The sequence below is a fragment of the Streptomyces sp. NBC_00162 genome (assembly GCF_024611995.1).
Taxonomy (GTDB): Bacteria; Actinomycetota; Actinomycetes; order Streptomycetales; family Streptomycetaceae; genus Streptomyces.
In genome coordinates this window covers 2,027,307-2,050,162 of the sequence record NZ_CP102509.1, presented here as the reverse complement: position 1 = coordinate 2,050,162, position 22,856 = coordinate 2,027,307, and the positions used below count along the sequence as shown (strand labels likewise).

19 protein-coding genes are annotated in these 22,856 nt (G+C 71.9%); 8 read left to right on the top strand and 11 right to left on the bottom strand.

Annotated elements, in window-relative coordinates; all coding sequences use genetic code 11:
- Window positions 1–183: 183 nt before the first annotated feature.
- From JIW86_RS10115 to JIW86_RS10085, 7 genes are all read right to left on the bottom strand, one after another.
- Window positions 184–1,389: an acyl-CoA dehydrogenase family protein gene (locus JIW86_RS10115; RefSeq protein WP_257553451.1), complete on the bottom strand. Its 1,206-nt coding sequence runs from the start codon at window positions 1,387–1,389 to the stop codon at window positions 184–186.
- A 2-nt stretch (window positions 1,390–1,391) separates the two neighbouring features.
- On the bottom strand, window positions 1,392–1,904 hold the full coding sequence (locus JIW86_RS10110) for a MaoC family dehydratase (RefSeq protein WP_030155134.1): 513 nt from the start codon (window positions 1,902–1,904) through the stop codon (window positions 1,392–1,394).
- Window positions 1,905–1,909: 5 nt separating this feature from the next.
- Window positions 1,910–2,884: an HpcH/HpaI aldolase/citrate lyase family protein gene (locus JIW86_RS10105; RefSeq protein WP_215146713.1), complete on the bottom strand. Its 975-nt coding sequence runs from the start codon at window positions 2,882–2,884 to the stop codon at window positions 1,910–1,912.
- Complete coding sequence (locus tag JIW86_RS10100; protein WP_257553449.1) at window positions 2,881–4,950, bottom strand: protein meaA; 2,070 nt, start codon at window positions 4,948–4,950, stop codon at window positions 2,881–2,883. Before JIW86_RS10100 ends, JIW86_RS10105 begins: the two co-directional genes overlap by 4 nt.
- Before the next feature lie 21 nt (window positions 4,951–4,971).
- Window positions 4,972–6,309: a crotonyl-CoA carboxylase/reductase gene (gene ccrA / locus JIW86_RS10095; RefSeq protein ID WP_257553448.1), complete on the bottom strand. Its 1,338-nt coding sequence runs from the start codon at window positions 6,307–6,309 to the stop codon at window positions 4,972–4,974.
- A 401-nt stretch (window positions 6,310–6,710) separates the two neighbouring features.
- Complete coding sequence (locus JIW86_RS10090) at window positions 6,711–7,526, bottom strand: TetR family transcriptional regulator (protein WP_215146710.1); 816 nt, start codon at window positions 7,524–7,526, stop codon at window positions 6,711–6,713.
- A gap of 178 nt (window positions 7,527–7,704) precedes the next feature.
- Complete coding sequence (locus tag JIW86_RS10085; RefSeq protein ID WP_215146709.1) at window positions 7,705–9,501, bottom strand: 3-hydroxyacyl-CoA dehydrogenase family protein; 1,797 nt, start codon at window positions 9,499–9,501, stop codon at window positions 7,705–7,707.
- 384 nt (window positions 9,502–9,885) lie between these two features.
- Here JIW86_RS10085 and JIW86_RS10080 point away from each other — a divergent pair, with 384 nt between their 5' ends.
- A complete protein-coding gene (locus tag JIW86_RS10080; RefSeq protein WP_257553447.1) occupies window positions 9,886–10,452 on the top strand; it encodes a HEAT repeat domain-containing protein in 567 nt (188 codons plus the stop codon).
- On the opposite strand, the gene JIW86_RS10075 is transcribed toward JIW86_RS10080, so the two are convergent.
- From JIW86_RS10075 to JIW86_RS10065, 3 genes are all read right to left on the bottom strand, one after another.
- Window positions 10,449–10,865 carry a RidA family protein gene (locus tag JIW86_RS10075; RefSeq protein WP_257553446.1) on the bottom strand — a complete coding sequence of 139 codons (417 nt, stop codon included), beginning with the start codon at window positions 10,863–10,865 and terminating at the stop codon, window positions 10,449–10,451. The two genes, JIW86_RS10080 and JIW86_RS10075, sit on opposite strands and share 4 nt — an antisense overlap.
- 24 nt (window positions 10,866–10,889) lie before the next feature.
- Window positions 10,890–12,470, bottom strand: coding sequence for an alpha/beta hydrolase (locus JIW86_RS10070; protein WP_257553445.1), 1,581 nt, complete (start codon window positions 12,468–12,470; stop codon window positions 10,890–10,892).
- Between the two features lie 111 nt (window positions 12,471–12,581).
- The gene (locus tag JIW86_RS10065; RefSeq protein WP_257553444.1) at window positions 12,582–13,604 is read right to left on the bottom strand and encodes an Rv2578c family radical SAM protein; all 1,023 of its coding nucleotides are present in this window, start codon (window positions 13,602–13,604) and stop codon (window positions 12,582–12,584) included.
- A 152-nt stretch (window positions 13,605–13,756) separates the two neighbouring features.
- Here JIW86_RS10065 and JIW86_RS10060 point away from each other — a divergent pair, with 152 nt between their 5' ends.
- The 4 genes from JIW86_RS10060 to JIW86_RS10045 all read left to right on the top strand — a co-directional run bounded on the left by JIW86_RS10060 (window position 13,757) and on the right by JIW86_RS10045 (window position 18,585).
- Window positions 13,757–14,200, top strand: a complete 444-nt coding sequence (locus tag JIW86_RS10060) for an SRPBCC family protein (protein ID WP_215146704.1) — start codon at window positions 13,757–13,759, stop codon at window positions 14,198–14,200.
- 165 nt (window positions 14,201–14,365) lie between these two features.
- The gene (locus JIW86_RS10055) at window positions 14,366–15,199 is read left to right on the top strand and encodes a M55 family metallopeptidase (protein WP_257553443.1); all 834 of its coding nucleotides are present in this window, start codon (window positions 14,366–14,368) and stop codon (window positions 15,197–15,199) included.
- A 1-nt stretch (window position 15,200) separates the two neighbouring features.
- A complete protein-coding gene (locus tag JIW86_RS10050; RefSeq protein ID WP_257559277.1) occupies window positions 15,201–16,574 on the top strand; it encodes a M20/M25/M40 family metallo-hydrolase in 1,374 nt (457 codons plus the stop codon).
- Window positions 16,575–16,587: 13 nt separating this feature from the next.
- On the top strand, window positions 16,588–18,585 hold the full coding sequence (locus JIW86_RS10045; protein WP_257553442.1) for a prolyl oligopeptidase family serine peptidase: 1,998 nt from the start codon (window positions 16,588–16,590) through the stop codon (window positions 18,583–18,585).
- On the opposite strand, the gene JIW86_RS10040 is transcribed toward JIW86_RS10045, so the two are convergent.
- Window positions 18,582–19,301: a hypothetical protein gene (locus JIW86_RS10040; RefSeq protein ID WP_416237545.1), complete on the bottom strand. Its 720-nt coding sequence runs from the start codon at window positions 19,299–19,301 to the stop codon at window positions 18,582–18,584. The two genes, JIW86_RS10045 and JIW86_RS10040, sit on opposite strands and share 4 nt — an antisense overlap.
- Window positions 19,302–19,336: 35 nt before the next feature.
- Between JIW86_RS10040 and JIW86_RS10035 the strand changes: the two genes are divergently transcribed.
- The 3 genes from JIW86_RS10035 (at window position 19,337) to JIW86_RS10025 (ending at window position 22,855) form a co-directional block, all read left to right on the top strand.
- The gene (locus JIW86_RS10035; protein WP_257553441.1) at window positions 19,337–19,894 is read left to right on the top strand and encodes a GNAT family N-acetyltransferase; all 558 of its coding nucleotides are present in this window, start codon (window positions 19,337–19,339) and stop codon (window positions 19,892–19,894) included.
- Window positions 19,895–19,922: 28 nt separating this feature from the next.
- Window positions 19,923–20,822, top strand: coding sequence for an arginase family protein (locus tag JIW86_RS10030; RefSeq protein ID WP_257553440.1), 900 nt, complete (start codon window positions 19,923–19,925; stop codon window positions 20,820–20,822).
- Window positions 20,823–20,887: 65 nt separating this feature from the next.
- Window positions 20,888–22,855: a DUF5107 domain-containing protein gene (locus JIW86_RS10025; protein WP_257553439.1), complete on the top strand. Its 1,968-nt coding sequence runs from the start codon at window positions 20,888–20,890 to the stop codon at window positions 22,853–22,855.
- Window position 22,856 lies beyond the last annotated feature (1 nt).

The following is a 22,856-nucleotide window of genomic DNA, read 5'->3' as shown; positions in this document are numbered from 1 at the left end:
TGACCTTCGTAGCGGGTGATTGCCGCGCCGTAAACGGGGGGACGGGACGGCGGCTTTACTGGAATGCTATCGGTTGCGCGCAACAACTGGGCAAGCCAGAAGCCGAGTCGATGGCCGTCGGCCAGTGACTGGTAGTGACTCTTTTGCGACGAATCAGTGGATGATTCGCCGCAAAAGGTACTTTCAGCCCTGGAGTCGGTACTCCTCAAGCAGGCGTCGCCCGATGATCATTTTCTGGATCTCGGCGGTACCTTCACCGATGAGCAGCATCGGAGCCTCCCGGTAGAGACGCTCGATCTCGTACTCCTTCGAGAAGCCGTAGCCGCCATGGATGCGGAAGGCGTCTTCAACCACCTCCTTGCAGTACTCGGAGGCGAGGTACTTCGCCATCCCTGCTTCGAGGTCGTTTCGTTCCCCGGAGTCCTTTTTGCGTGCTGCATTCACCATCATCGCATGGGCGGCTTCGACCTTGGTAGCCATCTCGGCCAGCTTGAACTGGATGGCCTGGTGCTCGGCGATCGCCTTGCCGAAAGTGTGACGTTGCTGGGCATACGAGACACCCAGTTCGAAAGCACGCTGAGCGACGCCGCAGCCACGCGCCGCCACGTTGACGCGGCCGACCTCGACCCCGTCCATCATTTGGTAAAACCCTCGGCCCGTCTGCCCGCCGAGTACGCGATTGGCCGGAATGCGCAGTCCGTCCATGATGAGCTCGGTCGTGTCGACGCCCTTGTAGCCCATCTTGTCGATCTTGCCGGGGATGGTCAGGCCCGGACGGACCTCACCGAAGCCCGGCTCCTTCTCGACGAGGAAGGTCGTCATCGACTTGTGGGGCGCCGTGCCCTCGGGGTGTCCTTCGTCACTTCGTACGAGAACGGCCACCAGGGTGGAGGTGCCGCCGTTCGTCAGCCACATCTTCTGGCCGTTCAGGACGTACTCGTCGCCGTCCTTCACCGCCTTGGACGTGATGGCCGACACATCGGAGCCGAGCCCCGGCTCGGACATCGAGAACGCGCCGCGCACCTCGCCCAGCGCCATGCGCGGGAGGAAGTGGTCCTTCTGCTCCTGCGTGCCGTGCTGCTTGAGCATGTACGCCACGATGAAGTGGGTGTTGATGATGCCCGAGACGGACATCCAGCCCCGCGCTATCTCCTCCACGCACAGCGCGTAGGTGAGGAGCGACTCACCCAGACCGCCGTACTCCTCCGGGATCATCAGGCCGAAGAGGCCGAGCTCCTTGAGGCCGTCGACGATCTGCTGCGGGTACTCGTCACGGTGTTCGAGCTCGGTCGCGACCGGGATGATCTCCTTGTCGACGAACTCCCGGACGGTCTTGAGGATCTCCCGCTGGACGTCCGTGAGCCCGGCGGTCTGGGCGAGTCGGGCCATGGCTACTTCCCCTGTTCCTTCAGCTGCGGGCGGCCGGGCTGCTCGCCGCCGCGCTCCTTGATGTACGTCTCGGTCGGGACCATCACCTTGCGCCGGAAGACGCAGACGAGGGTGCCGTCCTGCTTGTAGCCCTTGGTCTCGACGTAGACGATGCCGCGGTCGTTCTTCGACTTCGACGGGGTCTTGTCGAGGACCGTGGTCTCGCCGTAGATGGTGTCGCCGTGGAAGGTCGGCGCCACGTGCCGCAGGGACTCGATCTCCAGGTTGGCGATGGCCTTCCCGGAGACGTCCGGGACGGACATGCCCAGCAGCAGAGAGTAGATGTAGTTGCCCACGACCACGTTCTTGCCGAAGTCGGTCGTGTTCTCGGCGTAATTGCTGTCCATGTGGAGCGGGTGGTGATTCATGGTCAGCAGACAGAAGAGGTGGTCGTCGTACTCCGTGACCGTCTTCCCGGGCCAGTGCTTGTAGACCGCCCCGACCTCGAACTCTTCGTACGTGCGTCCGAACTGCATGGGGATCAGGCCTCCGGGATCTCGAACTTGCTGGTGCGCTGCATACCGGCGGCTCGGCCCTTGCCCGCGATGACCAGGGCCATCTTGCGGCTGGCCTCGTCGATCATCTCGTCGCCGAGCATCGCGGAGCCCTTCTTGCCGCCGGCCTCCGAGGTGCACCAGTCGTACGCGTCGAGGATCAGCTCGGAGTGGTCGTAGTCCTCCTGCGAGGGGGAGAAGACCTCGTTCGCCGCGTCGACCTGTCCCGGGTGCAGCACCCACTTGCCGTCGAAGCCCAGCGCCGCCGCCCGGCCGGCCACCTCGCGGTAGGCGTCCACGTCGCGGATCTGGAGGAAGGGGCCGTCGATGGCCTGGAGGTTGTGCATGCGGGCCGCCATCAGGATCCGCATCAGGATGTAGTGGTAGGCGTCCGCGCCGTAGCCGGGCGGCTGCATGCCCACGACCAGGGACTTCATGTTGATCGAGGCCATGAAGTCGGCCGGGCCGAAGATGATCGTCTCCAGCCGGGGGGAGGCGGCGGCGATCTCGTCGACGTTCACCAGGCCCTTGGCGTTCTCGATCTGCGCCTCGATGCCGATCTTGCCGACCTCGAAGCCCATGGTCTTCTCGATCTGCGTGAGCAGGAGGTCGAGGGCCACGACCTGCTGGGCGTCCTGGACCTTCGGCAGCATGATGCAGTCGAGGTTCTGGCCGGCGCCCTCGACGACCGTGATCACGTCGCGGTACGTCCAGTGCGTGGTCCAGTCGTTGACGCGCACGACCCGGGTCTTGCCCGTCCAGTCACCGTTGTTCAGCGCGTCCACGATGGTGTGGCGGGCGCCTTCCTTGGCGAGCGGCGCGCAGGCGTCCTCCAGGTCCAGGAAGACCTGGTCGGCCGGCAGGCCCTGGGCCTTCTCCAGGAAGCGCGGGTTCGAACCCGGGACCGCGAGGCAGGAGCGACGCGGGCGAAGACGGTTCACCGGGTGGACGGGCGTGGTCATGCGGGGACCTCCGTGCTTGCAACGATTTCGAGAGGGGCGAGCTTGTTGGCTTTGCGGATCTCGTCGACGATACGGCCGATGATCTCCGTGATGCCGAAATCCTTCGGGGTGAAGACGGCGGCGACTCCGGCCGCCTTCAGTGTCACGGCATCCGCGTTCGGAATGATGCCTCCGACGATGACGGGAATGTCACCCGCCCCTGCAACGCGCAGGCGTTCGAGGACATCCGGGACGAGTGCGCTGTGGGATCCGGACAGGATGGACAGTCCCACGCAGTGCACGTCCTCGGCCAGCGCCGCGGAGGAGATCTCCTCGGGCGTCAGCCGGATGCCCTGGTAGACCACCTCGAAACCGGCGTCGCGGGCCCGGACGGCGATCTGCTCGGCGCCGTTGGAGTGCCCGTCCAGGCCGGGCTTGCCGACCAGCAGGCGCAGCCGGCCCGAGCCGAGCTCGTCGGCCGTACGGGAGACCTTCTCGCGGACCTCGTGCATCGGCGTACCGGGCTCGGCGGTGACCGCGACCGGGGCCGAGGAGACCCCGGTCGGGGCCCGGAACTCGCCGAACACCTCGCGCAGGGCGCTCGACCACTCGCCCGTGGTGACACCCGCCCGGGCGCACTCCAGGGTGGCGTCCATCAGGTTCTCGGTGCCGGCCGCGGCCTCCTTGAGGCGGTCCAGGGCCTGCTGGGTGGTGGGGAAGACGAAGGGATCGCCGTTCCCCTGGCGGTCCGAGGACTCCTGACGCTCCGCCCGCCAGCGGACGATGCGCTCGACGGTGAGCGCCTCCACTGCCGGGTCGACCGTCATGATGGCGCCGTCCAGGTCGGAGGTGAGCGGGTTCTCCTCGGTCTGCTGGAAGCAGTTGACCCCGACGATCTTGTCCTCGCCGGCCTCGATCCGCGCCCGCCGCTCGGCGTGCGAGGAGACCAGCTCGCCCTTCAGGTACCCGGACTCGACGGCGGCCATCGCGCCGCCCATCTCCTGGATCCGGTCGATCTCGGCCAGGCAGTCGGCGACCAGGGAGTCGACTTTGGCCTCGATGACGTGGGAACCGGCGAAGATGTCCTCGTACTCCAGCAGGTCGCTCTCCAGGGCCAGGACCTGCTGGATGCGCAGCGACCACTGCTGGTCCCAGGGCCGGGGCAGGCCCAGCGCCTCGTTCCAGGCGGGCAGCTGCACCGCGCGGGCGCGGGCGTCCTTGGAGAGGGTGACGGCCAGCATCTCCAGCACGATGCGCTGGACGTTGTTCTCCGGCTGCGCCTCCGTCAGGCCCAGGGAGTTGACCTGAACCCCGTAGCGGAAGCGGCGCTGCTTCTCGTTCTCGATGCCGTAGCGCTCACGGGTGACCTTGTCCCAGATGCGGCCGAAGGCGCGCATCTTGCACATCTCCTCGATGAAGCGGACGCCCGCGTTCACGAAGAAGGAGATGCGGGCGACGACCTCCCCGAAGCGCTCCTCGGGCACCTGGCCCGAGTCGCGCACCGAGTCCAGCACCGCGATCGCGGTGGACATCGCGTACGAGATCTCCTGGACCGGGGTGGCTCCCGCCTCCTGCAGGTGGTAGCTGCAGATGTTGATCGGGTTCCACTTCGGGATGTGGTTGACCGTGTACGCGATCATGTCCGTCGTCAGGCGGAGCGAGGGTCCCGGCGGGAAGACGTGCGTCCCGCGCGAGAGGTACTCCTTGACGATGTCGTTCTGGGTGGTGCCCTGGAGCAGGGATATGTCCGCGCCCTGCTCCTCGGCGGCCACCTGGTAGAGCGCCAGCAGCCACATGGCGGTGGCGTTGATCGTCATCGAGGTGTTCATCTGCTCCAGGGGGATGTCCTGGAACAGCCGCCGCATGTCGCCCAGATGGGAGACCGGGACCCCGACCCGGCCCACCTCGCCGCGGGCGAGGATGTGGTCGGGGTCGTAGCCGGTCTGCGTCGGAAGGTCGAACGCGACCGACAGGCCGGTCTGGCCCTTGGCGAGGTTGCGGCGGTACAGCTCGTTGGACGCCTCGGCCGTGGAGTGGCCGGCGTACGTCCGCATGAGCCACGGACGGTCCTTCTGGCGCTCTGTCATCTCAGGCTGTCCCTTTGGCCCTTAGATGTTGCGGAAGCGGTTGATGGCGTCGAGGTGCGTGGCGCGCAGCTCGTGGTCGCGGACGCCCAGGCCCTCCTCGGGGGCCAGCGCCAGGACGCCGACCTTGCCCTGGTGGAGGTTGCGGTGGACGTCGTAGGCGGCCTGGCCGGTCTCCTCGAGGGAGTAGACCTTCGACAGGGTGGGGTGGATCTTGCCCTTGGAGACCAGGCGGTTGGCCTCCCACGCCTCGCGGTAGTTCGCGAAGTGCGAGCCGACGATCCTCTTGAGGGACATCCACAGGTAGCGGTTGTCGTACTCGTGGTTGTAGCCGGAGGTGGAGGCGCAGGTGACGATCGTGCCGCCCTTGCGGGTGACGTAGACCGAGGCGCCGAAGGTCTCGCGGCCCGGGTGCTCGAAGACGATGTCCACGTCCTCGCCGCCGGTCAGCTCGCGGATGCGCTTGCCGAAGCGCTTCCACTCCTTCGGGTCCTGGGTGTGCTCGTCCTTCCAGAACTTGTAGCCCTCGGCGTTGCGGTCGATGACCGCCTCGGCGCCCATCGCGCGGCAGATGGCCGCCTTCTCGGGGCTGGAGACCACACAGATCGGGTTGGCGCCGCCGGCCAGTGCGAACTGGGTGGCGTAGGAGCCGAGTCCGCCGCTGGCGCCCCAGATCAGGACGTTGTCGCCCTGCTTCATGCCGGCGCCGTTGCGGGAGACCAGCTGGCGGTAGGCGGTGGAGTTGACCAGACCGGGGGAGGCGGCCTCCTCCCAGCTGAGGTGGCCGGGCTTGGGCATCAGCTGGTTCGACTTGACGAGCGCGATCTCTGCCAGGCCGCCGAAGTTGGTCTCGAAGCCCCAGATGCGCTGCTCGGGGTCGAGCATCGTGTCGTTGTGGCCGTCGGAGGACTCCAGCTCGACCGAGAGGCAGTGCGCGACGACCTCGTCGCCCGGCTTCCAGGCGTTCACGCCCGGGCCGGTGCGCAGCACGACGCCCGCGAGGTCGGAGCCGATGATGTGGTACGGGAGGTCGTGGCGCTTGGTCAGCTCCGACAGGCGCCCGTAGCGCTCCAGGAAGCTGAAGGTGGACACCGGCTCGAAGATCGAGGTCCACACGGAGTTGTAGTTGACCGAGGAGGCCATGACGGCGACCAGGGCCTCGCCCGGGCCCAGCTCCGGCACCGGGACGTTGTCCAGGTGAAGGGACTTGCGCGGGTCCTTCTCGCGTGTCGTCAGCCCCGCGAACATCTCCGCCTCGTCCTTGTGCACGGTGATCGCGCGGTACGAGTCGGGCAGCGGCAGGGCCGCGAAGTCTGCGGCGGTGGCGGACTGCGACTGAATCGCGTCCAGGATGTCCTTCACGGTAGAGCCTCCGGCTAGCGCTGATGAGGGTGCGCTGAGGGGAACGGGGGTGCGTGGTGCAGGTGTGCCGTCGGTCCGGCTGGTGCGGTGCTGCTGGGCGACGCCCGTGGTGAGGCGTGCGGTGCCTGGTGACGCAGGCGATCCGGGGCGCGTTCCGTGCCGTGTGGGCGTGGGTCGCGGGGACATCCGGACGAGATTCAACGTATGGCACCCCGTGTCACCCGGCAAGGCACCGCGTGCCAAAACTTTCTCTCATTTGCCGATTGACCTGCACGGATGAGCGATGATCGATCAGAGTTACCCGCGAGTAGGGGCAAGTCGGGCATACGCAAAGGGCCGCCCCCGAAACGGGGGCGGCCCTGTGTGACGAGGATCGCGCGTGCTGCTTTTCGATTTTTCGACTACGTGGTGCGCAGTGCCTCTTCGATGGTCCGCATGACCTCGTCCAGCGGAGCGTCCGTCCGGGCCACCGCCACCAGCACCTCGCCCTGCGTACGGACGGCGGCCGGCGCGGCCGGCGGCGTACTGGTCAGGGTGCGGCCCGCGCCGATCCCCGTGCCGAAGGTCTTGCGCACGATCGAGAAGGCGTGGTCCAGCTGCGCCTCCACGTCCCCCTGGCCGCCCGCCCGCAGCCAGCGCCGCAGCACGTGGTTGTGGGCGGTCACCACCGCGGAGGCGGCCACCTCGGCCAGCAGCGGGTCGTCGTTGCCGTCGTGGTGGTCCTGCTCGTCGAAGTGGGCGAGCAGGTAGCGCGTGAACAGCCGCTCGTAGCGGGCCACCGAGGCGATCTCCCGCTCCCGCAGCGCCGGCACCTCGCGCGTCAGCCGGTATCGCTCCACCGACACCGCCGGCGAGGCGGCGTACATCTTCATGACTTCCTTGATCCCGCGGCACACCGTGTCGAGCGGGTGCTCGTGCGCCGGGGCCACGTCGAGGACGGCCTCGGCGCGGGTCAGGGTGTCGTCGTGGTCCGGGAAGATCGCCTCTTCCTTGGACCGGAAGTGCCGGAAGAAGGTCCGGCGCGCCACCCCGGCGGTCGCGGCGATCTCGTCGACCGTCGTCGCCTCGTACCCCTTGGTCGCGAACAGCTCCATCGCGGCCGCGGCGAGCTCACGGCGCATCTTGAGCCGCTGCGCGGCCGCCTTGGTGCCGGCCGTGCTCTCCTGTGCGTCGGAGGCCGCGGCGGCGCGGGACGAGGTCTTGGCGGGCTGGGACATAGAGCGAACGTACTTCATCTGCGCGGAAGAGCGCGCCCGAGGGGGGTGGGACTGGGGTGGATGCGGGGGAGGACCGGCACTGGGCACACAGTGCTCGTCGGGAGGGTTCGCCCACCGTGAGGGTCCGGCGGGCCCGAGGAGCCCTCCCCACGCATCCGGCTCGTGGCCCGGCCGAGGCTTACCGGCGGGCGTACTCACGGAATCCGCGGCCGGTCTTCCGGCCCAGGCAGCCCGCCGCCACCAGGTGCTCGAGCAGCGGGGACGGGGCCAGGCCCGGGTCGCGGAACTCCTTGTGGAGGACCTTCTCGATGGCCAGCGAGACGTCGAGGCCGACCACGTCCAGGAGCTCGAAGGGCCCCATCGGGTACCCGCCGCCCAGCTTCATCGCCGCGTCGATCTGGTCGAGGCTCGCGTAGTGCTGCTCGACCATCTTGATCGCGTTGTTGAGGTACGGGAACAGCAGCGCGTTCACGATGAAGCCGGCCCGGTCCCCGCAGTCCACCGGGTGCTTGCGCACCTTGAGGCAGATCTCGCGGACCGTGGCGTGCACGTCGTCGGCCGTCAGGACCGTGCGGACCACCTCGACCAGCTTCATCGCCGGAGCCGGGTTGAAGAAGTGCATGCCGATCACGTCCTGCGGGCGCGAGGTCACGCGGGCCACCGCGATCACCGGCAGCGAGGAGGTGGTCGTCGCCAGCACGGCGCCCGGCTTGCAGACCTTGTCCAGGGCCGCGAACAGCTCCTGCTTGACCGCGAGGTCCTCGGCCACGGCCTCCACGGCCAGGTCCACCGAGGCGAAGGCGTCCAGCGAACCGGCCGGGGTGATCCGGCCCAGGGTCTGCGCGGCGGCCTCCTCGGTCAGCCGGCCCTTGGACACCGCACGGCCCAAGGACTTGCCGATCGCGGCCTTCGCCGCCTCCGCCTTCTCCTGGCTGCGGGCGGCCAGCACCACGTCGAACCCGGACTGCGCGAAGACCTGCGCGATCCCGCTCGCCATGGTGCCCGAGCCGGCCACGCCGACCGAGGTGACGGGACGGCCCGCGCCGAGCCGGGACTCCTCCGGCGGGGTCTGCTGGTCGCGGACCACCGTGGAGCTGCCCGGAGCCTCGTAGGTGTAGAACCCGCGCCCGGCCTTCTGCCCGGTCAGGCCGGCCTCCGCGAGCTGGCCCAGGATCGGGGCCGGGGCGTGCAGCCGGTCGCCCGAGGAGGTGTACATGGCCTCCAGGACGGTGCGGGCGGTGTCCACGCCGATCAGGTCGAGCAGCGCGAGCGGGCCCATGGGCAGACCGCAGCCGAGCCGCATCGCCGCGTCGATGTCCTCGCGGGAGGCGTACTTCGCCTCGTACATGGCGGCGGCCTGGTTGAGGTAGCCGAACAGCAGGCCGTCGGCGACGAAGCCGGGACGGTCGCCGACCGAGACGGGCTCCTTGCCGAGCTCGCGGGCCAGCTCGGTGACCGCCTCGACGGCCGGCGGGGCCGTCAGCACGCTCGAGACGACCTCGACCAGCTTCATCGCCGGGGCCGGGTTGAAGAAGTGCAGGCCCAGCACGCGCTCGGGGCGCTGGGACTCGGCGGCCAGGCGGGTCACCGAGAGGGCGTTGGTGCCGGTGGCCAGGATGGTGTCGGGCCGGACGATCGCGTCGAGCTCGCGGAACACCTGCTGCTTGATCTCGTACGACTCCGGCACGACCTCGATGACCAGATCGGCCTCGGCGGCGGCGCCCAGATCGGTGAAGGTGCGGAAGCGGGCGAGCACGTCCGCCCGCTCCTGCTCGGTGAGGCGCTCCCGGGTGACGGAGCGCTCGGTGGCCGCCGCGAGCGAGGCCGCGGCCCGGCGGGTGGCGGCCTCGCTGACGTCGATGCCGATGACCTCGCGGCCGGCCCGGGCGAGGACCTCGGCGATGCCGGTGCCCATCGTGCCGAGGCCGACGACGGCGATGGTCTGGAGGGTGGGGTGACTGGACGGACGGTCCATCGAGGGACTCCAGTGGAAGAGGGTGACGACTGAGGGAGCGCGCGGCGCACAGCGCGCGCGGATGCCGTACGGAAAGCCGTGCGGAAGAAGCCCAGAGGGAGAAGCCCAAGGCGAGATGCCCAAGGGAAGATGCCCAGAGGGCGGAAGCGGCGGAAACCCTGTCCCGGGGTCACGCCGTGGTGTCGTGCTGAACCGACCGGCACGAGGCGGCTGCGTCACCAGGCCGCCCTCGTACGTGTTGAAGCGACAGTAACCCGCCGGTAACTGGTGCGCCAGAGCGCGGAGATGTGACCTGTACCGCCCAAATGTACCGATCATCGATCATCGATCATCAATCGCGGTGAACGGGCCGTGGCGACGGCCGCGGCCGCCTAGGGTGGCCGGGTGAACGACGTGCTGGAGCGCCTGCGGGCGGAAGCCACCGGTTCCCCGGAGTACCCGGAGTACGAGGCGCTGCTCGCCGCCGGTCCGGACGGGCTCGCGGCCTCCCTGACCTCGGCCGGGTTGCCCCTGTGGGCCCGCGAACTGGCCGCCTACCGGCTGGGACTGGCGGGGGACCGCCGCGCCTTCGAGTCCCTCGTGCTGCTGCTCAACCACCGGGACCCGCCGCGCTGCGCGGCCGCCGCCGAGGCACTGGCCGTCCTCGGCGACCCGCGCACCGCCCGCGCGGCCGCCGCCCTCGCCACCAACGGCCTGCGCACCGCCTACGCCCTGCAGCCCGTCCGGCTGCTCACCGCCCTGCGCGCGCCGGAGTCGGCCCCGGCCCTGATGACGACCCTGTCCCGGCTGCTCTCCCCGCACGACCCGTACTGGCGGGTGGCCCTGGCCTGCGTGGAGGGCCTCGGCGCCCTCGGCGACCCCCGTGCCCGCGAGCTGCTGACCCGGGCGCAGGCCCACCCCCGCCTCGCGGTGGCGGCGACGGCCGCACTGCGCGGTCTCCCTCCCGGCTAGGCCGGGACGACGGCGAAGGCCTCCACCTCCAGCAGGAGCTCGGGGCGGAACAGGGCCGATACCTGGACCGCCGAGGAGGCCGGCTGGCGGTCTGCGGGGATGACCGCGTCCCGGGCGGCCCGAACCGCCGGGAGGTGGGCCACGTCCGTGACGAAGTACGTCAGCTTCACGACGTCGTCGAAGCCGGCCCCGGCCGCCGCCAGGCACCGGCGCAGGTTCTCGAACACCTGCCGGGCCTGGGCGGCGGCGTCGCCCTCGCCGACCACCTCGCCCTTCTCGTCGAGCGCGCACTGACCGGAGACGGCGACGAACCGCCCGGTGCCCCAGACGACATGGCTGTATCCGGTACCGGGACTGACGCCCTCGGGGGCTCGGACGCGGGAGAGGTGGCTGTGCTCAGGCGTGGTGGTCATGAGCACGATCCTGCCCGGTGAAGATCAGCCGCGGTAGCCCAGGAGTCCGTGCAGGGCCGCGCCGCCCGCCGAGGACGGGACCGCGCGGGTCGCCGCGGTCGGCTTCGGGGCCTCCTGGGCGGGGCAGGTGGCGTCCGCGGCCCGGCCCGTCCGCAGATAGGCCGAGACCTTCTCGTCCAGGCACTTGTTGCCGCTCAGCGAGATGCCGTGGTTGCCGCCGCCCTCCTCGACGACCAGGGCCGCGCCCTTCAGCTTCTCCCGCATGCTGAGCGCCCCCTGGAACGGGGTCGCCGCATCCTCCGTCGCCTGGAGCAGCAGGGCGGGCGGAAGGTCGGCGTTGGTCACGTCCGGGGCCTCGAGCGGCTCCGTCGGCCAGAACGCGCACGGGGCGTTGTACCAGGCGTTGTTCCAGGTCATGAAGGGCGCCTCGGCGTGCGTGCGCCACATGTCCGCGCGCCACTGGTTCCAGTCCTTCGGCCAGGCCGAGTCCCGGCACTGCACCGCCGTGTAGACGCTGTAGCCGTTGCCCGCGGAGGGCTCCACCGCGCCGAACCGCTCGTACGCCGCCACCAGCGGCTTCGGGTCCTTCTTCACCGCGTACGCCGCGAAGGCCTCGGCGAGGCTGGGCCAGTAGCCGTTGAAGTAGCCGCCCGGCATGAAGGTGTCCTCCAGCTCGGACGGGCCCACCTTGCCGCCCGCGGGCGTCTCGCGCAGCTCGCCGCGCATCGCGTACCAGCGCTCCTCGACCCCGGCCGCGTCCGCGCCGAGCCCGTAGGTGGCGTCGTACTTCGCCACCCAGGCCAGGAAGGCCTTGTGGCGGGAGTCGAAGGCCCGGTCCTGCGCGAGGTTGTCCTCGTACCAGACCCCGCCCGGGTCGACCACGGAGTCCAGGACGAGCCGGTGCACCCGCTGCGGGTGGAGTTTGGCGTACACCGCGCCCAGGTAGGTCCCGTACGAGTAGCCGAAGTAGCTGATGCGCTCCGCGCCGAGGGCCGTGCGCAGCACCTCGATGTCGCGGGCGGCGGAGACGGTGCCGATGTGCGGCAGCACGTCCGCGTGCTTGGTCTGGCAGGACTCGGCGAAGGACCGCACCCGGTCCAGGTTGGCCTGCTCGGTCTCCGCGTCGATCGGTACGGAGTCGGGCCGGACCGGGGTGAAGTGGCCCGCCCCGCAGTCGAGGGACGGCTCGCTCTTGCCGACGCCCCGCGGGTCAAAGCCGATCACGTCGTACTGGGCGGCCACGTCCTTGGGGAGGGCGGACGCGACGAAGCCCGCCAGGGTGCGCCCGCTGCCGCCCGGGCCGCCGGGGTTGACCAGCAGCGGGCCGGAGGAGGTGGCGGCGGTGTGCGGGACCCGGGTCAGCGCGAGGGAGATCTGGCGTCCGGCGGGCCGGCCGTGGTCGAGGGGGACGTTGAGGGAGGCGCACTGGAGGGTCGGGTAGCGGGGGGTCGCGCAGTCGGTCCAGCGCAGCGGCGCCTGCTTCGGCGCGGCGGCGGCCGGGGCCGCCGTGGTGGCCGAGACCGGGCTCGCGAGGACGGAGGCGACGGCGGCCACGGTGGAGATCGACAGCAGGACAGCGGTGCGCTTCTTCAAGGGGTGCAGCATGGGGCCTCCCAGCCGAGGGTTCTGGGCGGAATCGTCCCGGAAACCGCGCCTGGAAAGCGGGATTGGGCTGCCTTTTGGCCCGATGTGATGACCCTTCGGGGGTGACGGGCGTCAGAGGAGGGTGAGCTGGGTGGGCTCGGCGGGCACGGGCGGCTCGGGGGTGACGACCCGGCGGGGGGCCCCGCGCCCGTTCGGGCCGATGCCGAATTCCGCCGCCAGCTCGTGGACTTGGCGGGTGATCTGGCGCTGGTACCAGGTGGGTGCGTACGAGCCGCCCGCGTACATCCGTTCGTACCGCTCCACGAGGTGCGGGTGGTGCTCGCCCAGCCAGGCCGTGAACCACTCGCGCGCCCCGGGCCGCAGATGGAGTACCAGGGGTGTCACGGAGGTGGCGCCGGACTCGGCGATGGCGCGGACGGTGTCCCGCAGCTGCTCCGGCGCGTCGCCGAGGAAGGGGATGACGGGGGCCATCAGCACCCCGCACTCGATGCCGGCGTCGGTCAGTGTCCGTACGGCGTTCAGCCGGGCGGCGGGGGAGGGAGTCCCGGGCTCCACGGTCCGCCACAGACCGCTGTCCGTGAAGCCGACGGAGACGGAGATCCCGACATCGGTGACCGCGGCGGCCTCCTGGAGGAGGGGAAGGTCGCGCAGGATCAGCGTGCCCTTGGTGAGGATCGAGAAGGGGTTCGCGTGGTCGCGCAGCGCCTCGATGATCCCGGGCATCAGCCGGTAGCGGCCCTCGGCGCGCTGGTAGCAGTCGACGTTGGTGCCCATGGCGATGTGTGCGCCGGTCCAGCGGCGCGAGGCGAGCTCGCGGCGCAGCAGCTCGGGGGCGTTGGTCTTGACGACGATCTGCGAGTCGAAGCCGACACCGGTGTCGAGGTCCAGGTAGCCGTGGGTCTTGCGGGCGAAGCAGTACACGCAGGCGTGGCTGCACCCGCGGTAGGGGTTGACCGTCCATTCGAACGGCATGCGCGAGGCCCCGGGCACCCGGTTGACGATCGAGCGGGCCCGGACCTCGTGGAAGGTGATCCCGCGGAACTCGGGGGTGTCGATCGTGCGGGTGACGACGGCACCGGCCCCGAACAGTGCGGCCGGACCCGTGGGGCCCTCGGTCAGGTTGTCCCAGCGCATGAGCGCCTCCCTCGGTAGCTCTGGCCCGAGAATAGAACAAACGTTCCCATGATCGTGCGGGCCGGGAAATCCGGCCCTCCGGATTTGGGCGGCTGCCCCGGAGGTGGTTGGCTTCGCCGTGACGAGCGATCACAACTGCTGGAGGAACAGCTATGGCGCAGGTCGAGGCCACCACGGAGCGGATCATCGCGGCTGACGCGGAGACCGTGTTCGACGCGCTGGCGGACTACACCGGGACCCGGGGGAAGCTGCTGCCCGAGCACTTCAGCGAGTACGAGGTGCGCGAGGGCGGCGACGGCGAGGGGACCCTGGTGCACTGGAAGCTCCAGGCCACCAGCAAGCGCGTGCGCGACTGCCTGCTCGAGGTCAGCGAGCCCACCGACGGACAGCTGGTGGAGAAGGACCGCAACTCCTCCATGGTCACCACCTGGCTGGTCACTCCGGCCGGCGAGGGCAAGTCCAAGGCCGTGGTCAGCACCGTGTGGAACGGCGCCGGCGGCATCGGCGGCTTCTTCGAGCGCACCTTCGCGCCCAAGGGCCTCGGCCGGATCTACGACACCCTGCTGGCCAACCTGGCCGCCGAAGTCGAGGCCTGATCCCAGTGCTGTGACCGCATTTGGCGTTGCGCGGCGCCGGGCGGCTCACCGGATCGGGTGGATTTCCCGGCCCCGGTGAGCCGCCGGAACCCGGGCGTGGCCCCCGGGCCCGGCGGAGGTGCGAGAGCTAGGCTGGGTCTCCGCAACCGACCGCCCGGGGGCCCGATGAAGATCCTCATCTCCGCCGACATGGAGGGCGCCACCGGCGTCACCTGGCCCGAGGACGTGGTGCCCGGGGCGTCCCAGTGGGAGCGCTGCCGGCACATGTTCACCTCCGACGTGAACGCGGCCGCACTCGGCTTCTACGACGGCGGCGCCGACCAGGTCCTCATCAACGAGGCCCACTGGACCATGCGCAACCTGCTGCTGGAGAAGCTCGACGCCCGCGCCGAGATGCTCACCGGCCGCCACAAGACGCTCTCCATGGTCGAGGGCGTCCAGCACGGGGACGTCGACGGGATCGCCTTCGTCGGCTACCACACGGGCGCCGGCTCCGAAGGGGTCCTCGCCCACACCTACCTCGCCAACTCCATCACCGGCGTCTGGCTCAACGGGATCCGGGCGAGCGAGGGACTGCTCAACGCGCACGTCGTCGCCGAATACGGGGTGCCCGTCATCATGGTCACCGGCGACGACCTGACCTGCGTCGACGCCGCCGGATACGCCCCGGACGCGGTGACCGTCGCGGTCAAGGACCACGTCTCGCGCTACGCCGCCGTGTGCCGGACCCCCGCGCGCACCGCCGCCGACATCCGCGCGGCGGCCAAGGAAGCCACGGCCCTCGCCGTCCGGCGCGATCCCGTGCTCGGCGGCCCCTACACCGTGGAGCTGGAGTTCGACGCCGAGCACCTGGCCCTGGCGGCCACGGTGGTCCCCGGCGCCGAGCGGTGCGGCGAACGCAGGGTCGCGTACAGCAGCGAGACGATGTACGAGGGGATCCGCACCTTCAAGGCGGTCACGACGGTCGTCTCCGCGGCCGTGGAGGAGCAGTATGGCTGACATGCCCGTAGTCACCGCCGACGTCCCGGCCCAGGCCCAGGACCGCGCCCCGGCCGACGCCGTCGACGAGGCCGCCCTCGACGAGGCGGTCGAGTTCACCTCCGGCCTCATCAGGATCGACACCACCAACCGGGGCGGCGGCGACTGCTGCGAACGCCCCGCCGCCGAGTACGCCGCCGAGCGGCTCGCCGCCGCCGGGCTCGAGCCGGTCCTCCTGGAGCGCACCCCGGGCCGCACCAACGTGGTGGCCCGGATCGAGGGCTCGGACCCTTCCGCCGAGGCGCTCCTCGTCCACGGCCACCTCGACGTGGTTCCGGCCGAGGCCGGCGAATGGAGTGTGGACCCCTTCTCGGGAGAGGTCCGCGACGGCGTGGTCTGGGGCCGCGGGGCCGTCGACATGAAGAACACGGACGCGATGGTGCTGGCCGTCGTACGGGCCTGGGCGCGGGCCGGCGTGCGGCCCCGCCGGGACATCGTGATCGCCTTCACCGCCGACGAGGAGGACAGCGCCGTCGACGGCTCCGGCTTCCTCGCCGACCGGCACCCGCACCTCTTCGAGGGCTGTACGGAGGGCATCGGCGAGTCCGGCGCGTTCACCGTCCACCCCGGCGACGGCCGGGCCCTCTACCCGATCGCCGCCGGTGAACGCGGCACCGCGTGGCTGAAGTTGACGGCCCACGGAACCGCCGGACACGGCTCCAAGCCCAACAGGGCCAATGCCGTGACCCGGCTCGCCGCCGCCGTCGCCCGGATCGGCGCCCACGAGTGGCCGGTCCGCCTCACCGACACCGTCGTCGCCTGCATCACCGAACTCGCCGCCCTCCAGGGCCTGTCGGTGGACCCGAGGGCCCCGGGATTCGACCTCGAGGGCGTCCTCGGCAGGCTCGGCCCGGCCGCCGCCCTGGTCGACGCGACCGTGCGCAACAGCGCCAACCCGACGATGCTCAGCGCCGGTTACAAGCTCAACGTGATCCCCGGCCAGGCCGCCGCCTACGTGGACGGCCGGATGCTGCCGGGCGGCGAGGCCGAGTTCATCGCCACCCTGGACGCGCTCACCGGCCCCGATGTGCGGTGGGAGTTCCACCACCGCGAGGTCGCGCTCGAAGCCCCCGTGGACGGGCGGACGTACGGGATCCTGCGCGAGTCCGTCGAGCGGTTCGACCCGGACGGGCACGTGGTGCCCTTCTGCATGGCGGGTGGCACCGACGCCAAGCAGTTCTCCCGGCTCGGCATCACCGGCTACGGCTTCTCCCCGCTGAAACTGCCGCCCGGCTTCGACTACTGGTCGCTGTTCCACGGCGTGGACGAGCGGGTCCCCGTCGACGCCCTGCACTTCGGCGTCCGCGTCCTCGACCACGCACTGCGGACGCTGTGAGGGGGACCCTGTGATGGCCGCGGCGACCCGGCCCTACGGAAGCTGGCCCTCGCCCATCGCCGCCGAACTCGCCGCCTCCCTCGACGGGCGGCCCGAGTACGTGGGCACGGTCGGCCCCGAGGTGTGGTGGACCGAGCCCCGGCCGCAGGAGGGCGGCCGCCGGGCCCTGGTGCGCCGCCCCGCCGGCGACGGTCCCGTCGGCGAGAGCGTCACCGCCCTGCCCGCGCCGTGGAACGTGCGCAGCCGGGTCACCGAGTACGGCGGCCTCCCCTGGGCCGGAGTCGAACGGGCCGAGGGCGGTCCGCTGCTGGTCTTCGTCAACTTCGCCGACCAGCGGCTCTACGCCTACGAGCCGGACGCCCCGGGCGACGCCGCGACACCGCGGCCCCTGACCCCCCTCTCCGGCGTCGGCGGCGGACTGCGCTGGGCCGACCCGGTGCTGCGCGGCTCCGAAGTCTGGTGCGTGCTCGAGGAGTTCACCGGACCCGGGCCGACCGACGTCCGCCGGGTGCCCGCCGCCGTACCGCTGGACGGATCGGCCGCCGCGGACCGGTCCGCCGTGCGGGAACTGACCGACGACCGGCACCGGTTCAGCACCGGACCCCGGCTCTCCCCGGACGGGCGGCACGCGGCCTGGCTGGTGTGGGACCACCCGCGGATGCCCTGGGACGGCACCGAACTGCGACTGGCCGAGGTCACGCCGGACGGCCGGCTCGAGCGGGCCCGTACCGTACTGGGCGGCCCCGCCGAGGCCGTCGCCCAGGTCGAGTGGACGGCCCGCGGAACCCTCCTCGCGGTGAGCGACCGCAGCGGCTGGTGGAACCCGTACCGGGTGGACCCGGCGACCGGTGACGCGGTCAACCTGTGCCCCAGGGAAGAGGAGTTCGGCGGTCCGCTGTGGAAGCCCGGGCTGCGCTGGCTCGCCCCGCTGGCCGACGGGCTCGTCGCCGTCCTGCACGGCCAGGGCTCCTCCGTGCTCGGCATCCTCGACCCGGAGAGCGGGGACCTGGTGGACGCGGCCGGGCCGTGGACCGCCTGGCAGCCGACCCTCGCCGTGAGCGGCACCCGCGTGTACGGGGTCGCCGCCAGCCCGCGCAGCGCGTACGAGGTGGTGGAGCTGGACACCGCCACCGGGCACGCCCGGGGGGTCGGCGCCCACGGAGTGGACCCGGTCGATCCGGCCTACTACCCGGAGCCGCAGAGCCGGACCTTCCTCGGCCCCGACAACCGGGAGATCCACGCACACGTCTACCCGCCGCACCACCCGGCCTGCCGGGCGGCCGCCGACGAACTGCCCCCGTACGTGGTGTGGGCGCACGGCGGCCCCACCGACCACGTGCCGCCCGTACTCGACCTGCACATCGCGTACTTCACCTCGCGCGGCATCGGCGTGGTCGAAGTGAACTACGGCGGCTCCACCGGCTACGGCCGCGCCTACCGGGAGCGGCTGCGCGAGCAGTGGGGCGTCGTGGACGTGGAGGACTGCGCGGCGGTGGCCCGGGCACTGGCCGCCGAGGGCACCGCCGACCCGGACCGGCTCGCCATCCGCGGCGCCAGCGCGGGCGGCTGGACCGCGGCGGCCTCGCTGGCCGCGACCGACCTGTACGCCTGCGCGGCGATCATCTACCCGGTCCTGGACCTGCTCGGCTTCGCCGAGGAGACCCACGACCTGGAGTCCCGCTACATCGACGGCCTGGCCGGACCGCCGCAGACCCTCGCCGTCCGCTGCCGCGAGCGCTCACCGGTGGCCCGCGCCGACCGGATCACCGCCCCGTTCGTCCTGCTCCAGGGACTGGACGACCCGGTCTGCCCGCCCGCCCAGGCGGAGCGCTTCCTCGCCGCCATGCGGGGGCGGTCGGTGCCGCACGCGTACCTGGCCTTCGAGGGCGAGGGGCACGGCTTCCGGCGGGCGGACACGATGATCCGCGCGCTGGAGGCCGAACTGTCCCTGTACGCCCAGGTGTTCGGGATCGAACGCGCTGACGTGCCGAGGCTGGAGCTGGAGGGCTAGGCCGTGTGCAGCCAGACGCGGAGCGGGCCGATCGGGGTGAACCCGGCGCGGACGGCGGCGTCGAGGTCGTCCCCCGACTCGTAGCCGACGACGGGCAGTTCCGGCCAGCGGGCGGCGATGGCGTTGAGCGCGCCCGCCCAGGCCGCGTCGGTGTCGGCCTCGTCGGCGGCGAACAGGTTGGACAGGCCCACCACCGCGCCGCTGCCCCGGTGCGCGACGGCCCCGGCGACGATCCGGCCCCCGGCGCGGCCCGCAAGGAAGACGATGTCCCGGCCCGGCAGGGCCGGGTGGAACAGGCCGGTGCTCTGCTCGCCGTCCCAGGCGGCCTCCCAGGCCTCCAGGCCGGCGGCGTCGGTGACCGCGGACCACTCCAGGCGGGCGCCGGTGTCCGCGGCGGGCCCGGCCGGGCGGTGGATCCACCGGGCCTCGAACAGCACCTCGAAGCCGGCCCCGGCCAGGTCCAGGTCGGCGAAGCTGTCCTTGACCGAGCAGCCGGGGCCGTCGGTGTCGATCCCGGCCAGCAGCGCGGCCGCCGGGGCTCCCGGGACGAGGGTCACGGCATCGGGGTACAGCGGCGGAGTCCGGAACGCGCTGGTCCAGAGCTCCGGGGCGAACGCGCCGGCCGGTCCGTGGCCGCGTACGACCGCGTCGCACCACTCGGCGTTGTCGCGCGCTGCCGCGAGCAGGAGTTCGCGAGTGTCGGGGTTGATGATCACGCAGGGGATCCTGTCACAGCTCCTAACCTGGGCGGATGACCTTTTCCACGTACCTGCGGGAGGGCGCGCGGGTGGGGCTGCGGCCCTTCCGGCTCGCCGACGGGCCCGAGTTCACCGCACGCGCGCACGAGAGCAGGGACCTCCACCACCCCTGGCTGTTCCCGCCCGCCACCATCGAGGAGTACGAGCCGTACGCGACCCGGCTGGCCGAGGGCGACGGCCGGGCCGGGTTCCTCGTGTGCGAGCTGGGGACCGGGGCCCTCGCGGGCTTCGTCAACGTCAACAACATCGTGCGGGGCGCCTTCCAGTGCGGGGCCCTCGGCTACGGAGCCTTCGCGCACGCCGCCGGCCGGGGACTGTTCCACGAGGCCCTGAGCCTGGTCCTCGGGCACGCCTTCTCCCCGCCCGGCGAGGGCGGCCTCGGCCTGCACCGCCTGGAGGCCAACATCCAGCCCGGCAACGCCGCCTCGATCGCGCTGGTCCGCGGCGCGGGCTTCCGGCTGGAGGGGCTCTCCCCGGACTTCCTCCACGTCGACGGCGCCTGGCGCGACCACGAACGCTGGGCCGTCACCGCCGAAATGTCGCTCCCCTAGAGGCAGCCCTGTCCGCAAGGATGGGGACATGCGATCCCTCGTGCTCCTCGATGCCCCGTCCAACCTCGGCCTGCGCCCGCCCGCGCCCGGCACCGTACCCGGCGTCTACAAGCTCGCCGGAGCCCTGCGGGAGCAGGGCCTGCTGGCCCGGCTCGGTGCGCGCGAGGGCGGGGTGGTGGTCCCGCCGCGCTACGACCGCGGGGACTGGCAGGAGGGTGACGGCGTGTTCCACGCCGACGCCCTCGCCGCGTACACCGTCACCCTCGCCGACCGGATCGAACGGCACCTGAGGGCCGGGGAGTTCCCCGTGGTCCTCGGCGGGGACTGCTCGATCCAGCTCGGCGCCTCGCTGGCCATGCGCAGGCTCGGGCGGTACGGACTGGCCGCCATCGACGGCTCCGCCGACTTCCGGCACCCCGGCAACGAGGCCGTGAACGGGCCGGTCGGCGCCGCCGGCGGGGAGGAGCTCGCCCTCGCGACGGGGCGCGGGCAGGCCGCTCTCGCCGACCTGGAGGGCCGCTCCCCGTACCTGCGGGACGAGGACGTACGGCTCTTCGGGATCCGGGACGGGGACGCCGACCTCGCGGAGCTGCGCGAGGCGGCGATCCAGGTGGCCACGGTCGGGGAGATCCGCGAGCGCGGCGCCGGGCCGGTGGCCCGGACGGCGCTGGACGGGCTGCACCCGCCGGCCACCGCTGGGTTCTGGGTGCACCTGGACGCCGACGCGCTGGATTCGAGCGTCATGCCGGCCGTGGACAGCCCGGACCCCGGCGGCCTGCTCCCGGACGAACTCGCCGAACTCCTGAGCGTGTTGGTGAGCTCGCCGCGCTGCGTCGGGATCAACATCACGATCTACGACCCGGACCTGGACCCGGACGGCCGTGCGGGCGCCCTGCTCGCCGACCTGGTCGCGGGCGCCTTTGCGTAATCCTGACCGGTGGTGATCTGCGGAACCCCTGTGCAGCGGCTGCCGCTGCGTGTTCCATTTCCCTCATGGCCACCACCGTCCGACGCGCCGTACTGACCCTTCCCGCAGCCCCGTTGGGGCCCGAGAACCCGCTGCCCGCCCTGCGCGCGCCCGACGGGGTGCACACGCTGGACGAGCGGTCCCGCGACGGGCTGCCGCGCGACATGGCGCGGCAGATCGGGTACGAGCCGCTGCGCTCGCTGCTGCCGGTCCGGATCCGCGACGGGTACGGACGGGGGCGGTCCGAGCGGGAGTTCGAGTCGATCGTCATCGAGAACGAGCATCTGCGGGTCACCGTCCTGCCGGGGCTCGGCGGGCGGGTCCACTCCCTCGTGCACCTGCCCACCGGGCGCGAACTGCTCTACCGCAACCCGGTGTTCCAGCCGGCCAACTTCGCCCTCAACGGTGCCTGGTTCTCCGGCGGCATCGAATGGAACACCGGCGCCACCGGGCACACCACCCTCTCCTGCGCCCCGCTGCACGCCGCACTCGTCCCGGCCCCGGACGGCGGCGTGATGGTCCGGCTGTGGGAGTGGGAGCGGCTGCGCGACCTGCCCTTCCAGGTGGACCTGTGGCTGCCCGAGGACTCGGAGTTCCTCTACGTCGGCGTCCGCGTGCGCAATCCGCACGAACGGCCCGCGCCCGTCTACTGGTGGTCCAACATCGCCGTCCCCGAGGACGAGGGCACCCGCGTCCTCGCCCCCGCCGACGAGGCCTGGAACTTCGGCTACGAGCGCTCGCTGCGCCGCATCCCCGTACCGGAGTGGGAGGGCGCGGACCGCACCTACCCGCTGCGCAGCGAGTACCCGGCCGACTTCTTCTACGAGGTCCGGGACGGGGCCCGGCCCTGGATCGCCTCGCTGGACGCCGCCGGGCAGGGGCTGGTGCAGACCTCCACCGGGCGGCTGCGCGGGCGCAAGCTGTTCGTCTGGGGCGCGGGCGGCGGCGGCCGCCGGTGGCAGGAGTGGCTGACCGAGCCGGGCACGGGCGGCTACGCGGAGATCCAGGCGGGGCTGGCCCGCACCCAGCTGGAGCACGTACGGCTCGAGGGCGGGGCGGAGTTCAGCTGGCTGGAGGCGTACGGGCCGCTGGCCGCGGAGCCCGCCGCGGTGCACGGGGCCGACTGGGCGTCGGCCCGCGGCGCGGCTCAGGACGCGCTGGACTCCGTACTGCCCCGGGAGCGGGTGGACGCGGCGTACGAGGCGTGGCGCGGCTGCGCGGACACCGAGCCGGGGGAGCGGCTGGCGGCGGGGTCCGGCTGGGGCGCGCTGGAGGTGCTGTGCGGCGGCTTCAAGCTGCCGGGCACCCCCTTCGGGGAGTCCACGCTCGGCGAGGCCCAGGAGCCGTGGCTGGAGCTGTGGCGCACGGGGGTCTTCCCGGCCCCGCGCCGGGTGGCGCCGCCGGGGCCCAGCCTGGTCGCCGCGCACTGGCGGGACATGCTGGAGACGGCCCCGGCGGAACCGCTGACCGAGTACCACCTGGGCGTGGCCCAGTGGCACGCCGGAGACGTGGCCCAGGCGGTGCGGAGCTGGGAGCGCGGGCTGGCGCTGGCACCCTCGCGGTGGCCGCTGCTGCGCTGCCTGGCGGTGGCGGACGCGCTGGCCGGTGACCGGGCGAGGGCGGCCGACGGGTACGCGGAGGCCTTCGACGACCTGGCCGGCGAGAGCCGCGGCGGCGAGCCGTGGACGGCCGCGGAGTCCGCGCTCGGCCAGGAGGCGATGGCGGCCCTGCTGGCCGCCGGACGGCTGCCCGAGACGCGCCGGGTCTGGGACCGGCTGCGGCCCGCCCTGCGCGAGCAGGGCCGCTTCCGGCTCCTCGCCGCCCGCCTCCTGGCGGCGGAGGGCCATGTGGCGGCGGCCCGGCGGGTCTTCGAGGACGGGTTCGCCCTCCCGGACCTCCGGGAGGGTGAGGAAACCCTCGGCGAGGTCTGGTCGGCGCTCACGGACCGCCCGCTCCCGCCCCGCTACGACTTCCGCATGCGCCCGCCCGGTTAGG

What these genes read in the sequence shown, in the direction of transcription:
- JIW86_RS10055 (WP_257553443.1), top strand. Translation starts at nt 14,366, where the DNA reads ATGAAGATCCTCATCTCCGCCGACATGGAGGGCGCCACCGGCGTCACC.
- JIW86_RS10060 (WP_215146704.1), top strand. Translation starts at nt 13,757, where the DNA reads ATGGCGCAGGTCGAGGCCACCACGGAGCGGATCATCGCGGCTGACGCG.
- JIW86_RS10070 (WP_257553445.1), bottom strand. Translation starts at nt 12,470, where the DNA reads ATGCTGCACCCCTTGAAGAAGCGCACCGCTGTCCTGCTGTCGATCTCC.
- JIW86_RS10090 (WP_215146710.1), bottom strand. Translation starts at nt 7,526, where the DNA reads ATGTCCCAGCCCGCCAAGACCTCGTCCCGCGCCGCCGCGGCCTCCGAC.
- JIW86_RS10035 (WP_257553441.1), top strand. Translation starts at nt 19,337, where the DNA reads ATGACCTTTTCCACGTACCTGCGGGAGGGCGCGCGGGTGGGGCTGCGG.
- JIW86_RS10110 (WP_030155134.1), bottom strand. Translation starts at nt 1,904, where the DNA reads ATGCAGTTCGGACGCACGTACGAAGAGTTCGAGGTCGGGGCGGTCTAC.
- JIW86_RS10025 (WP_257553439.1), top strand. Translation starts at nt 20,888, where the DNA reads ATGGCCACCACCGTCCGACGCGCCGTACTGACCCTTCCCGCAGCCCCG.
- JIW86_RS10030 (WP_257553440.1), top strand. Translation starts at nt 19,923, where the DNA reads ATGCGATCCCTCGTGCTCCTCGATGCCCCGTCCAACCTCGGCCTGCGC.
- JIW86_RS10085 (WP_215146709.1), bottom strand. Translation starts at nt 9,501, where the DNA reads ATGGACCGTCCGTCCAGTCACCCCACCCTCCAGACCATCGCCGTCGTC.
- JIW86_RS10065 (WP_257553444.1), bottom strand. Translation starts at nt 13,604, where the DNA reads ATGCGCTGGGACAACCTGACCGAGGGCCCCACGGGTCCGGCCGCACTG.
- JIW86_RS10045 (WP_257553442.1), top strand. Translation starts at nt 16,588, where the DNA reads ATGGCCGCGGCGACCCGGCCCTACGGAAGCTGGCCCTCGCCCATCGCC.
- JIW86_RS10105 (WP_215146713.1), bottom strand. Translation starts at nt 2,884, where the DNA reads ATGACCACGCCCGTCCACCCGGTGAACCGTCTTCGCCCGCGTCGCTCC.
- JIW86_RS10100 (WP_257553449.1), bottom strand. Translation starts at nt 4,950, where the DNA reads ATGACAGAGCGCCAGAAGGACCGTCCGTGGCTCATGCGGACGTACGCC.
- JIW86_RS10075 (WP_257553446.1), bottom strand. Translation starts at nt 10,865, where the DNA reads ATGACCACCACGCCTGAGCACAGCCACCTCTCCCGCGTCCGAGCCCCC.
- JIW86_RS10115 (WP_257553451.1), bottom strand. Translation starts at nt 1,389, where the DNA reads ATGGCCCGACTCGCCCAGACCGCCGGGCTCACGGACGTCCAGCGGGAG.
- JIW86_RS10050 (WP_257559277.1), top strand. Translation starts at nt 15,201, where the DNA reads ATGCCCGTAGTCACCGCCGACGTCCCGGCCCAGGCCCAGGACCGCGCC.